General features: G+C 68.3%; 12 protein-coding genes and 4 pseudogenes. 6 read left to right on the top strand and 10 right to left on the bottom strand.

The features are described from left to right. Positions 1-142 precede the first annotated feature (142 nt). Positions 143-1,036 (bottom strand): LysR family transcriptional regulator, encoded by an 894-nt coding sequence (locus KCH87_RS33290; protein WP_210590875.1) that lies wholly within the window; start codon positions 1,034-1,036, stop codon positions 143-145. Positions 1,037-1,137: 101 nt separating this feature from the next. On the opposite strand from KCH87_RS33290, the gene KCH87_RS33285 reads away from it, so the two are divergent. Beyond that, positions 1,138-2,226: an alcohol dehydrogenase catalytic domain-containing protein gene (locus tag KCH87_RS33285; RefSeq protein WP_210590872.1), complete on the top strand. Its 1,089-nt coding sequence runs from the start codon at positions 1,138-1,140 to the stop codon at positions 2,224-2,226. A 105-nt stretch (positions 2,227-2,331) separates the two neighbouring features. Here the strand turns inward: KCH87_RS33285 and KCH87_RS33280 are convergent, their stop codons facing one another. Together KCH87_RS33280 and KCH87_RS50525 are read right to left on the bottom strand one after the other, a co-directional pair. Further along, positions 2,332-2,730, bottom strand: a complete 399-nt coding sequence (locus KCH87_RS33280; protein ID WP_210590869.1) for a hypothetical protein — start codon at positions 2,728-2,730, stop codon at positions 2,332-2,334. Continuing rightward, positions 2,727-3,578: pseudogene (locus KCH87_RS50525) on the bottom strand (IS5 family transposase). The gene KCH87_RS33280 and the pseudogene KCH87_RS50525 overlap by 4 nt, the downstream one beginning before the upstream one ends. Before the next feature lie 345 nt (positions 3,579-3,923). Here KCH87_RS50525 and KCH87_RS33270 point away from each other — a divergent pair. Next, a pseudogene (locus KCH87_RS33270) lies at positions 3,924-4,741 on the top strand (IS5 family transposase). 422 nt (positions 4,742-5,163) lie between these two features. Then, positions 5,164-5,550, top strand: a complete 387-nt coding sequence (locus KCH87_RS33265) for a hypothetical protein (RefSeq protein WP_210590864.1) — start codon at positions 5,164-5,166, stop codon at positions 5,548-5,550. 152 nt (positions 5,551-5,702) lie between these two features. On the opposite strand, the gene KCH87_RS33260 is transcribed toward KCH87_RS33265, so the two are convergent. Further along, positions 5,703-6,446, bottom strand: a complete 744-nt coding sequence (locus KCH87_RS33260) for an SDR family oxidoreductase (RefSeq protein WP_210590862.1) — start codon at positions 6,444-6,446, stop codon at positions 5,703-5,705. Positions 6,447-6,541: 95 nt separating this feature from the next. Here KCH87_RS33260 and KCH87_RS33255 point away from each other — a divergent pair, with 95 nt between their 5' ends. Next, positions 6,542-7,129, top strand: a complete 588-nt coding sequence (locus KCH87_RS33255; protein ID WP_210590861.1) for a TetR/AcrR family transcriptional regulator — start codon at positions 6,542-6,544, stop codon at positions 7,127-7,129. 448 nt (positions 7,130-7,577) lie between these two features. Here the strand turns inward: KCH87_RS33255 and KCH87_RS33250 are convergent. From KCH87_RS33250 to KCH87_RS33225, 6 genes and pseudogenes are all read right to left on the bottom strand, one after another. Beyond that, positions 7,578-8,272, bottom strand: a pseudogene (locus KCH87_RS33250) (DUF899 domain-containing protein). A gap of 330 nt (positions 8,273-8,602) precedes the next feature. Next, positions 8,603-8,935: a hypothetical protein gene (locus KCH87_RS33245; protein WP_210590859.1), complete on the bottom strand. Its 333-nt coding sequence runs from the start codon at positions 8,933-8,935 to the stop codon at positions 8,603-8,605. Next, a complete protein-coding gene (locus KCH87_RS33240) occupies positions 8,932-9,390 on the bottom strand; it encodes a hypothetical protein (protein WP_210590857.1) in 459 nt (152 codons plus the stop codon). The genes KCH87_RS33245 and KCH87_RS33240 overlap by 4 nt, the downstream gene beginning before the upstream one ends. A gap of 173 nt (positions 9,391-9,563) precedes the next feature. Beyond that, complete coding sequence (locus KCH87_RS33235) at positions 9,564-9,875, bottom strand: hypothetical protein (RefSeq protein ID WP_210590856.1); 312 nt, start codon at positions 9,873-9,875, stop codon at positions 9,564-9,566. Beyond that, positions 9,872-10,057 (bottom strand): hypothetical protein, encoded by a 186-nt coding sequence (locus KCH87_RS33230; protein ID WP_210590853.1) that lies wholly within the window; start codon positions 10,055-10,057, stop codon positions 9,872-9,874. Before KCH87_RS33230 ends, KCH87_RS33235 begins: the two co-directional genes overlap by 4 nt. A gap of 168 nt (positions 10,058-10,225) precedes the next feature. Further along, positions 10,226-10,624, bottom strand: coding sequence for an NUDIX domain-containing protein (locus KCH87_RS33225; protein ID WP_210590963.1), 399 nt, complete (start codon positions 10,622-10,624; stop codon positions 10,226-10,228). A 366-nt stretch (positions 10,625-10,990) separates the two neighbouring features. Here KCH87_RS33225 and KCH87_RS33220 point away from each other — a divergent pair, with 366 nt between their 5' ends. Together KCH87_RS33220 and KCH87_RS33215 are read left to right on the top strand one after the other, a co-directional pair. After that, on the top strand, positions 10,991-12,025 hold the full coding sequence (locus tag KCH87_RS33220) for an XRE family transcriptional regulator (RefSeq protein ID WP_247197183.1): 1,035 nt from the start codon (positions 10,991-10,993) through the stop codon (positions 12,023-12,025). Between the two features lie 123 nt (positions 12,026-12,148). Further along, positions 12,149-12,250: pseudogene (locus KCH87_RS33215) on the top strand (IS5/IS1182 family transposase); the annotation flags it as partial. Positions 12,251-12,268 lie beyond the last annotated feature (18 nt).

Below are 12,268 nucleotides of genomic sequence, written 5' to 3'. Positions count from 1 at the left end.
CGGGGCGCGAGGAGTACGTGCAGGGCCGTGACGACGGCGAAGCCGATCGCCAGTACTGCGAAGAACAGGCCGACGGTGACCGCGGTGCCCACCCGTGAGGGGGAAAGGGGTACACGCGATCGTGCGCGGCCTTGGCGGCGGTTCAGGCGGTCGAAGTGATCGCTCGGGTGACGGCCGTGATCGCCGGGGCGGGGTGGCCGGGGAGGCGCGCCACGAGCACCCGGCGGATCTCGGGGGGTGCGCCGTCGACGCGCAGCAGGCTCACCCCGGGCGGCAGCACCGGTGAGAGCCGGGACGGCACCGTCGTCACACCGAAGCCGCCGGCGACCAGCTGGAGCTTGGTCAGCCAGTCGCGCGCTGAGTGGATGACGCGAGGCCGTCCGGGCAGGCCGGGCCAGACGCCGAGCAGCGGCTCGGAGCTCGATGACGGGGTGGCGATCCACGCGGCGTCGACCAGCTCGTCGACGTGCACCGTGGTGCGTCCGGCGAACTCTCCGGTCGACGGCACCGCCACGACCAGTTCGGTGTCCGCGACGGTCTCGACGTGCAGGCGCGGCGAGTCGCCGTCGAAGGGCCGGTGGGGTGGGCGGGAACTCAGCACGGCGAGGTCGAGTGAGCCGGCGCGCAGCGCCCGGCTCAGAGTGGGCGTGGTGCCCTCGCTGGTGGTGACCGTGATCTGCTGGCCGGCCGCCGCGAGGTGTGCGAGGGCAGCGGGCAGGATCGCCGCGCCCGCGCTCAGGAACACCCCGAGCCGCACCAGTTCGGTCCGCGGGACGGTGCCAGTGAGCTCACGCTCGGCCTCTGCGAGCGAGGCCAGGACCGTGTGGGCGTGCCGCAGCAGGGTCAGGCCGGAGGGAGTGAGCCGCACCCCGTCTGGGCGGCGTTCGAACAGGGTGGTGCCCACGCTGCGTTCGAGGGCGGCGGCCTGGCGTGAGACGGCTGACTGCGTGTAGCCGAGTCGGGCAGCTGCCGCGGTGAAGCTGCCGGACTCAGCGATCTGCCGCAGGACCCGCAGTCCCGTGCTGGAGATGTCCATGCGGCATACGCATACCACGAATGCCAGGTCATCGCTTCCCGCATGCCCACCCAGCTCCTAGTGTCGATCCCACGAGTACGGACGAACACGGAGGTCATCACGTGCGAGCAGCAGTTCTGACGCAGTTCGGCGCCCCGCTCACGGTGCGGGAGGTGCCCGACCCCGAGGCCGGGGGCGGTGAGGTAGTGGTCGAGGTCCTCGCCGCTAGCGTGGCGCCGTACGCGGCCGAGGTCTTCGGCGGCAAGCGGAACTACCCCCTTGTCCCTCCTGTCGTGCCCGGTGTCGGCGGCGTGGGGCGGATCATCCACGTCGGCCCGGACGCCACCCGGCTGCGCGTCGGCGACCTGGTGTGGTGCGACTCGACGGTGCGCTCGCGGGACGACGCCCTGACTCCCGACATCACGCTCCAGGGCTGGAGCTCGCGCGGCGAGGGCGGCGCGCGGCTCGCCCGGTACCTGCACGACGGTTCGTTCGCCGAGCTCATGCGGGTCCCGACGGAGAACGTCTTCCCGCTGCCCACCGTGGCAGGGGACGATCCGGCCCGCTGGGCCGCACTCACCGTGCACGCCATCTCCTACGGCGGGCTGCTGGCAGGCGGGCTGGCAGCCGGCGAGACGCTGCTCGTCAGCGGGGCCAGCGGCAACCTCGGCAGCAGCGCGGTCGCGGTCGCGCTCGCGATGGGAGCGGGCCGCGTGGTCGCCCCGGGCCGCAACCAGGCCGCGCTCGACCTCCTCTCCGACCGGTTCGGTCCGCGGCTGCGCCCGGTCCCGCTGACCGGAGACGAGGCCACCGACCGCGCGGCGATGTCCGCGGCGGCCGACGGCCCGATCGACATCGTGATCGACCTGCTCCCGCCGAGCGCACCCAGCTCGGCGTCGCGCGCGGCGGCCATGACCGTCCGCGAGTACGGCCGCGTCGTCCTCATGGGCGGCGTCGGCATGCTCGGTGGCGACGACCTCGCACTCCCGTACCCATGGATCATGCGCAACTCAATAACCGTGCGCGGGCAGTGGATGTACCCGCGCACAGCCAATGTCGGCATCATCCGGCTCCTCGCCTCGGGCACTCTGGATCTCGCACCCGAACGAGTCCGGCCGTTCGGCCTCGAGGCCGTCAACGACGCCATCGCGTACGCCGCCGCGCACGGTGGCCCGTTCGACCGCACCAGCCTCACCCCAGCGGCTGGCTGACAAGGCCCACTGATCCCCACCACCCGCACGACCGCCATTCTTACGAGCACAGGCGGCCATACGGCTGCTGTTTGACGTGAACGAAGCCAATCGGGGCTCGGCCGGTTACTGCTTCCTGGCGAAGCTGCCAGTGTCGACCTCGGTGAGGATGCCGAGTTTGACCAGGCGTTTCAACTTGGCTCGGGTGCCTTCAATGTTCTTCGGCAGCAGGCTGTGGTCGAGGGCTTCGCAGATGTCCTTGGCCCGCAGCGGTCCGGTCGCCTCGTTGAAGACGGCGAGGATGCGAGGGTAGTCAGGGTGCTCGGGCAGGGCCGGTGGGACGGCCGGAAGTCGGTCGGCAAGGCCCGTGACGGTCTTCCGGGTGATCGCGAGGTACTCGAGGTGCGACTCGGCCTCCCGCAGCCGGGTCTGCAATTCGCCGATCTGTGTGCGGAGGTCGTTGGCCTGGGCCCGGGCGGCGTCTTCCTGGAGGTCCAGCGCGTCGAGCAGGGGCTGGATGTTCATGCGGTCACCGCCTGCGGTTCGCGCCAGGTGGGTGCGTTCGCGCCGGTGAGGCGTCGGGTCATGACGTGGGTCATCGCCCAGTAGACGCGGAAGGCGGAGGAAGAGGGGCGGTGCTCGTAGTCGCGGACCAGGCGCCGGTGCAGTATCAGGATCCCGTAGGTCTGCTCGACCCTCCACTGCTTCGGCTGCGGCACGAACCCCTTGTCCTGCGGGTTGCGTGCGACGATCTCGACGTCAAATTCCCAGGCCGACGCCGTGCACGACGACCTGGTTCTTGAATCCCTGGTCGACCAGGGCTTTGCGGACGGTTTTGCCGGCGTGCTCGGCGACCTGGTCCAGCAGGATGATGGCCGCGGCGTTGTCGTGGGTGTTCGCGGCGAGGACGACGACCGCGATGACCAGGCCGAGGACGTCCACAGCCAGTCCGCGTTTGCGGCCGGGCACCCGCTTGGCCGGATCGTGGCCGCTCGTGGCGGCAAAGACCCCGGCGGCCACATGGACACTCTGGGTGTCCAGGACCACCAGGGTCGGGTCCTCTAATCGGCGGGCGCGTTCACGGACCTGGCAGCGCAGGAGTTCATGGATGACCTGGTCGGTTCCGTCGTCCCACCAGGCGGCGAAGTAGTAGTAGGTCGCGCTCTTCTGCGGCAGGTCGTGCGGGAGGTAGGCCCACTGGCAGCCGGTCCGCCCCTGGTAGAGGATCGCGTTCACGATCTCCCGCATGTCGTATAGGCGCCCTGATGGCCGCTGACCGAGCGGTGCCGGTCCTTCCACGCGGTGATCACCGGCTCGATCAACAACCACTGCTCGTCCGATAAGTCACTCGGATACGGCTTGCGTTCACTCACCCGATCACATGACCAGATCAACAACCGCGGACCGGCAGATTCCGCCCCACCGCCACACCATCAGGCGACAACAGATCCTCTCAAAGACCCACGAACCGCCCACTAAGGGGTCCTACCTTTCAAGGCGTGGGCCTGATCTGGTCATTCGTAAGATCAGAGGGCCCAGGGGTTCTGGGTATGGCTGTCACAGGGAAGCCGTTGTATGGCTCAAAGGACTTGGCCGCCCGGAGCCCCGCGACGACTCGACCGCCAATTGGGAGACGCGACTCCGATCGCTGCTGTAACTGGCTCTAACAAAAGCGGTTGATCATGTGACTGTTGGCTTGTCTGCTCGTTGGTCTGGTTGTGGGGAAACGTCAGTCGCGTCCGTGGATCGTGTCGGATGAACTGTGGTCGCTCATCGAGCCGTTGCTGCCCGAACCAGGTCCGAAACTGGTCGAGGGGCGCCCGCGGGTGCCGGACCGGCAAGCCCTGTGCGGGATCCTGTTCGTCCTGCACACCGGCATCCAGTGGGAGTACCTGCCCCAGGAACTGGGCTTCGGTTCGGGCATGACCTGCTGGCGCCGGCTGGCCGCATGGATCGAGGCCGGCGTCTGGGACCAACTCCATGTCGTGCTACTGGAGAAGCTGCGCTCGAAGGACAAGCTGGACTGGTCCCGGGCGGTGATCGACTCCTCGCACGTCCGCGCGGCCCGGCGAGGCCCAAAAGCGGGCCCAGCCCGGTCGACCGCGCACGACCGGGCAGCAAACACCACCTCATCGCCGACAGGCAGGGCATCCCGCTCGCGGTGTCGCTGACCGGCGGAAACCGCAACGACGTCACCCAACTCCTGCCGCTGCTCGACAAGATCCCGGCCGTCGGGGGCCGGGTCGGCAGACCGCGCCGACGGCCGGATGCGCTGCTGGCCGACCGCGGCTACGACCACGACAAGTACCGGCGCCTGCTCTGGCAGCGCGGGATCCGCCCGGTGATCGCGGAGCGAGGCCAGCCCCACGGAACCGGCCTGGGCATCTTCCGCTACGTCGTCGAGCGCACAATCTCCTGGCTCCACGGCTTCCGCCGCCTGCGCATCCGCTGGGAACGCCGCGATGACATCCACGAAGTCTTCCTCGGACTCGCCGTCTGCCTGATCACCCACCGCCACGTCCAACGGCTTTGTTAGCGCCTTTAAGCGACATAAGTTGTGATTCTGCCTACTGCGAGGAGAACAATGGCGGTGAGGCTGATGAGCGGACCGTTGTTCATGGGCCTACGGGCTCGCCCAGCGCTTGGCCGGCAGATGGGCGAGCCCGGCTCCTCCCTATGCGGTTCGGAGGTTCGTCACGCGACGAGAGCCCCGCAGGCGCGGGGCTCGCTCCGCTCATCGGCTCGCTTGAATTGCGCCTTGAGGACATGATCACGATTCGGTGAGCGACAATTCCGGCGAATCGCATGCCTCATCGATCGCGCCGTTGAACCTCCGCTGAGAACCGTTCGCTGGAGTTGTCGGTTCACCGCCCCGGCACATACGTACGGCCTGGCATGCTGCGCCCCGCAGCCACAAATACGAGTGCCCGCCCGCGCCGATGGCGGGATCATGAGTCCATGAACGACGAGGACAGCCCCGGCGCAGAAGAAGGCGACGACGAAGCCTTCGGCCAGGAAGCGGAGCCGCAGCAGGGCGGCAACATCGGCCTGTCCGGTTTCATGGAGTCGATCAGGCGGACCTCGGCCTGGCTCAACTCCATCGACAGGCAGTTTGAGCCGGTCCGCCGCCAACTCCGCATGGTCGAGTCCACACGTCGCTCGATCGTCGACGCCATGGGACCGGCCAACGCGGCCTATCAGGCTGCCTTGGACACCCACCGACAGTACCGGGCGATCACCGCGCCCGTCCTCGCGCTCCAGAGCGAACTGAGCGACATCCACGACTGGCACCGCCTCGCCATAACCCAAGCCCGGGCCGCTGCCCAGGACGGCACGGCAGGCTGACCGCTCTGGGACTTCCTTCACCGAGAGGCGTCGCTCCCGTTGAGGCCGGGAGCCAGGTCCGGAGTTGTGTTCTGCTCGTCGGGACGCCCGGCCAGACAGTGGCGTTGTGCAAGCGGCTGGCGGCCGTCTCACTTGACCGGTGACGGCAAGTGTCACGCCTGGACGGTGGGGCGAACGTTGATCTCGCCGATCTCGACGTCGCTGGGCTGCTCGATGGCGAAGGCCACCGCGCGGGCGACCGCCGCCGCAGGGATGCCCACCGCGTCCATGTTCTTGCGCGTCTGCTCGCGGATGTTCGGGTCCGCCATGGAGTCAGCAAGATCGGTGCGGATGTATCCCGGCGAGATGGCTGTCGTGCGCACCACCCCGTCGGTGGACTCCCTGCGCAGCCCCTCGTGAACGGTGCGCACCGCGTTCTTGGTCGCGGCGTAGACAGCCATCGAGGGGGACACGCCGGACAGGCCGGCCACGGAGACGATGCTCACCAGGTGGCCCGACCCCTGCTCGCGGAAGGCGGGCAACGCGGCGGCGATGCCGTTGAGAGTGCCGCGAAGGTTGACGTCGATCATTGCCGACCAACCCTCGGTGTCGAGGTCGGCCATCGGGCTGATCGGGGCGATACCAGCGTTGTTCACCAGTACGTCGATACGGCCGTACCGATCGACGGTGGTGGCGACCAGGCGCCGCAGGTCCTCGGCCTTGGTGACATCGACGATGCACGTGGCAGCACGGCCCCCCTCCTCCCGGATGTCCTGCGCTATGGCCTCGATGCGCTCACTGCGGCGCGCCGCGAGGACGACTGCGGCACCGCGCTGGGCGAGGAGACGGGCTGTGGCTTCACCGATGCCGCCGCTTGCTCCGGTGACCGCGACGATCTTGTCATGAAGAGAGGGCACTACTGCCTCCAGATAAAGTGGACACGTGTCCGGTGCGTGACCCACCCTACCGGACTCATGTCCACTTGTGATGGACGGAACGTCAGGAGACGCCTATGAACACACCGGCACGCCGTCCGGACGCGGCGCAGAACCGGACCCGCATCGTGGAGGCCGCCCGCGCAGCCCTCGCCGAGTCCGACCACGTCCACCTCAAGGAGATCGCCAAGCGCGCCGGTGTGGGACAGGGAACGCTCTACCGGAACTTTCCCAACCGCGAAGCGCTCCTCGCCGAGGTCTACCGGCGCGACGTCGAAGAACTCGTGACCGCCGCCTCCGCGCTACTGGCGGAACACGAACCCATGGAAGCCCTGCGCCACTGGCTCGACCGAGTGATCGACTACGCCGAGATCAAGTACGGCGTCCTGGCGGCGCTCGAGCCGGCAGCGTGGCAAGACCTTGTCGCCCACAGCCAGAACCCCATCGAAGGCGCTCTCAGCCACCTGCTGGACGCCGGGAAAGCAGCTGGTTCCATCCGCACGGACGTGGATGCCCGCGGGGTCCTCCTGCTCATCGCCTACCTCGGCCGACTGGACCGAGATGAATGGGAGCCAACAGCACGGCCTCTGATGAACGTCATCCTCGAGGGCCTTCGCCGACAGGACGCGGACCGGCGAGGGCGGCAAACCCCGAAGACATCCTGAACAGCAACCGCAGCATCACCAGATAGCAGAGGAGAGACGTCGACTCCGCCACCGAGCGGTGTCAGTTCTCATCGACATTTCACTGCTCGGTAATCGACAAGTGCCGCTCAAACTCGTCGACAAGTGGTGGCCGCTCCCACCTACGAAGCCATGGTCCAGACCCGTCGGGTCGCGGTATGGATCTGGCGTCTCCAGCCATCCCATTTCATTCATGCGCTGTTGAGCTGTCCACGAACTATCGTCCAGCGCCATGTCGATCACAGGGTGGGCGGGTGTGCCACACCGCCGGGAGCTCGCGTGGCCACGTGAAGAGACCCCGAGGAGGCCCTGCCGAGCAGCGCGTAAGCAACTTGTCCCGGCAGCTGCGGGGGCGCCGAGCGATGGTCAACCCGTCGCGCACCGGCAGCATCACCGAGTTCACCCGCTCACCGGCCGTGATGCAGGTCGTTCAGCCGCCGCCGGAGCCCGGGCCGTAGAGCGCAGCAATGTCTTTGGACGTTGCCCACCGGCTGTAGGTGGGCGACTGAGGCCAGCCCTCGGGCGAGTCCTGCCACTCCTCCTGCCGTCCGTACGGCAGGACGTCGATCAGCGGGAAGGTGTGACTGAGCTGTTCGGTGCCCCGGCCGTTGGTGTGCCAGGTGCGATAGACGGTGCCGCCGTCGCGCAGGAACACGTTGACCGCGAATCCTGCGTCGGGCGGTGCACCGACGTCGGCTCCGAAGGAACTGTTGGCAGTCGAGTACCACGTCATCTGGTTGCCGACCCGCTGCCGATAGGCGAGTGCCTCTTTGATCGGGCCCTGGGTGACGATGACGAATCGCGCATCGTAGTTGTCCAGGAACTCCAGGCGGGTGTACTGCGAGGTGAACCCCGTGCAGCCCGGGCACTGCCATTCCTTGCCGGCGAACCACATGTGGTTGTAGACGATCAGTTGCCTCTTGCCTTCGAAGACGTCCGCCAGCCGAACGGGGCCGTCCTCGCCTCCAGGCTGTAGTCGGGCATCTCGACCATCGGCAGGCGACGACGTTCGGCGGCGATGGCGTCAAGCTCCCGCGTCGCGGCCTTCTCCCGGGCACGCAGCGCCTCGAGTTGGCGCTCCCAGGTTGCGGCGTCGACGACGGGTGGTAGCGCATGGGTGGTCATGGTCCCCTCACAGAACTCGTGTGCAGCTTTCGCTCGTGCAGAGGTAGACCCCACTGTGCCGCGGAACTCATCGGACCGAGCCGCCCCATCGGCGCTCGCACAACTCTGCACGGCGGCCAGTTCCGCGCATCGAGGATAGACAGCGGACAGGACAAACCCTGTCCATAACTTCGGCTCCAGCGTCCAGCCCGGCGCCTCGGGCACCGCGTCGACCGCGCGGGCCAGAGCGAGCGGAGCAGGCAGAGTGAAGGGCGGCACGCAGACCTCCTGCGGGGACCTTCAGGGTAGGTCCGCGTTAATTCGCAGGCGTCTCCAGGCCGCCGGGCGGCTTCATCGCGCTGCGTCGGTCTGGACAGGTTCGATGACGATGCACTTCTGCTCGTGCAGTTTCGTGACGGTCTCCGGCCAGTGCGCGCGGCCGCTTCTGCCCCAGCAGAGCGCCCACACAGGAGCATCTGCCGTTCGGACCACGGCGGCGAGGGAGTCGAGGATCTTCACCACTCGTGGAGCACCGAGTCGGACCTTGCCCCCGACGTCCGCGCGGTCGATCTCGTCTTGGTCCAGCTCAGCGTCAGGGTCTCGGAACTTCGCCAGCGCCCTCTCCGTGCGCAGTTCGCCGTTCTGGTGGGTGAGTAGATGCCTCAGCTCCCTGGCCCAGGTCACGTCGTCGATCTCGACCGCGGTTCCGAGGACTCCGTGGGCCGTGACCAGCGTCTTCCACCCGGCGACTCGAATTTCGGCGGGGCGGCCAGCCGGACTGTGTGCTGTTGGCCGTCGATGGTGAGGGTCGAGCCCAAGACCTCGTGCAGCGCCTTCTCCAAGTAGACCTCGAACGCGGTTACTGCGTTCTTGATGACCGAGGCGTCGGTGATCCAGGCGTAGTCGTTGGGCCAGAGTCCATCGACAGCGTCGTGGAACATGTCGACGTGTTCGTCGCCGTAGTGCCGGTCCGGGTCGAAGCGCTCGGCGAGAGACTTCCCCGCTTGCTGCCAGGTCTGCTGGTAGGCCTCTGTGGACCACTGGTCGGACAGGCGCAGGAAGGCACGGTTCTCCCTGTCGCTCCACTTCCAGTCATCAAACGCCCGGCTGACTGTGCCACTGTCCTCGTTCCACGCCATGGGGTGAGGGTAGGGAGCTCAGCTCTCCAGCACACAGCGGCCTTTTCCAGGGACTGCAGGTGTCAGTGGTGGGGCGCGCAGACCGGCGGTGCCGCGGGGTTCTGAGACCGGCTTCCTCAACATTCCGCGCACATTCGGGCGTCGCTGTCACACTCACCCCCGCTGTCCTCGCGCTACAGGTCGAGGACAGCGCGGAGCGCGTTGTCGATGCGATCCTGCTGCTCGGGGCCAACGTTCCCGTGAAGCGTCGCGGTCTCGAAGCGGGCCGCGGAGAGCTGGAGCAGGTTGACAGCGACGACCGAGGCGTCGACCGGGGAGGTCAGCCGGACGCTCATGGCCGTGTCGGGGTGTGCGGCCGGGGCGTGCAGCACCAGGGCCACTACAGCGCCGTACGCCTCGGCAAGCCCGTCGAGGCTGACGACGAGGACCGTGCGCACGCCCTTGCCGGTGTCGACGTCGAAGACGTCGCCCTTGCGGATCGTCACAGAGCGTCGCCCTCACCCGCGAGGTCGAGGGGCTGGATGGCGGAGAGCTTACGGCCGGCGTCGAGCGTCATCTGCCGACGCACGGCTTTGAGGATGTAGTCGTTGAGCGACGACGCCTCGGCTGCGGCGTCGCGCAGCTGCTTGTCCATGGCGTCGGGAATCCGCAAAGTGATGGCAGTCATGACACCAAATCTAGTGGCACAGCCGCCATCACCGCACCCCTATCGCCCAACAGGCTGAGACGAGGCGCTCCAGGAGTCGGCGGGGAGGCCGCCGACGCACGTGACCTACGAGTGCGCCCTCGCATCGAAGGGCCCGTGCACGGCTGATCCCCTGGACTCGGTCACGGATCAGCCCAGCACGACGGGATGCAGGGGGATGCGGCCGTCACGGACGCGGGCAACCAGGCCGGCGAGGCCTTCGGGATAGACCGTCTCCTTGGTGCGACGCAGGTCGGGAACGGTCCACCACCGGGATTCGCGGATGTTGTCGCTCTGCGTAGCCCAGGCCGGGTCGACGGCGGCCGCGTCGACCCGGCCGAGGAAGCATTTCTCGACCTGGCGGACCTGGTGTCCGCCCACCAGGTGGCCCATGCTGCGCTCGGCGAGCTGCACGCCCAGTACGACAGCCTGCTCGTCGATACCGAACTCCTCCTGCAACTCGCGAAGCGTTGCAGCGGTGTCGTTCTCCCCCGACTCCAGAGAGCCCCCCGGTGTGGCCCAGAAGCGTCGTTCGACCTGGTCGACCAGTTGGAGGGGTCCCGCAGGGGTCCCGCATCCGCGAGGGAGTCACCGGCTGGGTGCGCTGAGTGATTGGATGAGGGGGTGGATGAGACCGCCCGTCACCCGCTGGCCGTCGCCCGCATCGCGCGCGACATGACGATCAGAGAGCTGGTCGCGGGCATTCGTGCCGCGGCCGGCCGGCGGGGCTTGCGCCCAGGTGGTGACGAGGCGCGGGTACGCAAAAGGGCAGCGCGGCGTAGAGCCCAGCGAGGAATCCCAGATCTACATCGCCGAAGCGCTCGGCTGGCCTGGGGACATCGTCCGCAGCGACGACTGGCCGAATTGGCTGCCGCTGACGACCGACGGGGTGGTCCCGCTCGGACCCACAGTTCCGTGCCCGCCCTGAGAGAGGCCCTGCGAACCGCGATGGAACGCCGCACCTTCCTGACCATCTCCGGCACCGCCATGACAGCACTGGCCGCGGACTGGGCCGTTGGCCCCACCGGCGCACTCGCCCAGGCCCGCGACGGCAAACAGGTCGGCGAAAACCTCGTCACATGGCTGGAGAACAGCACCCGGCACCTCGCCGGCCTCGTCACCGAGCAGCGCCAGCACACCCCCGTGCTCCTCGATGCCCACCTGTCCACCGTGACCGAACTGCTCGCGCACGGCCGCTACACGTCCACCGTCGGGCTGCGCCTGCACAGCTTGGCGGCCTCCCTGGCCCAGACCGTCGCGTGGCATCGCTTCGACCTGGGCAGCCACACCCACGCCAGCCAGTACTGGATCGCGGGCCTGCACAACGCGCACGCGGCCGGGGACCACGACATGGGCGCCGGCCTCCTGGGCGACCTCGCCTACCAGGCCGCCTGGCGCCGCGACCACACCACCGCGGCCAGCATCCTCGACCACGCCCTGACCCGCGCCCACAACCCCGCCGCACGCTGCCTGCTCCAGCTGCGCCTCGCCCGCACCCTCGCCGCACGAGAAGACCCGAGCGACCAAAGCGACCGGCGTGCCGTACTACGCGCCCTCACCGCAGCGGAGAAACACCTCACCGACGCCGGTGCCGACCGGCCCGCCTGGTGCGCCTGGGTGTCCGAGGCCGACCTCGCGGTGGACTCCGGCCAGGCCCTCCTGGATCTCGGCGACACCGGCAGCGCCCACCGGCTCATCACCGAAGGCGAACGGCTGCTGCCCCCGGCCCGGGACAAGACCCGCGGCGTTTTCCTCGCCTACCGTGCGGCGAGCTACCTCGACTTGAAGGAGCCCGAGCCCGCCGCGGCTGCCGCCACCGAGTCCCTGCTCCTGGCCCGCCGCATCGACGCACCCCGCTGCGTCAGCCTCGTCGACGACCTGCTCCCCCGCTTCCAGCCCTACGCCCGTGCCCAGGGTGTTCCGGAGCTCCTCCAACTCGCCGCCGCGTAAGTGAGACGAGGTGCCCGGCATCTCACGACGGCAAGACCGTCTACGCCTTGCCCGGCGTCGGACGCTTCCCCATCACGTAAGAACACGAAGCAGCGCTGGTCACGCATCGGCGCGCACGAGCTGAAGAACTGGAGAATCCTGCGCGACTGCCGCCTCAAGGGCAACGGCGTTCACCAAGCCATGCTCGGCATCGCCCGACTCCACAACCTGGCTCTCACTCGATAACTCAAACCCCATACGGGA

Source organism: Streptomyces sp. GESEQ-35 (genome assembly GCF_017948485.1).
Classification (GTDB): domain Bacteria; phylum Actinomycetota; class Actinomycetes; order Streptomycetales; family Streptomycetaceae; genus Streptomyces.
The sequence above is the reverse complement of the archived record's forward strand: the minus strand, read 5'-3'. Positions and strand labels throughout refer to the sequence as shown.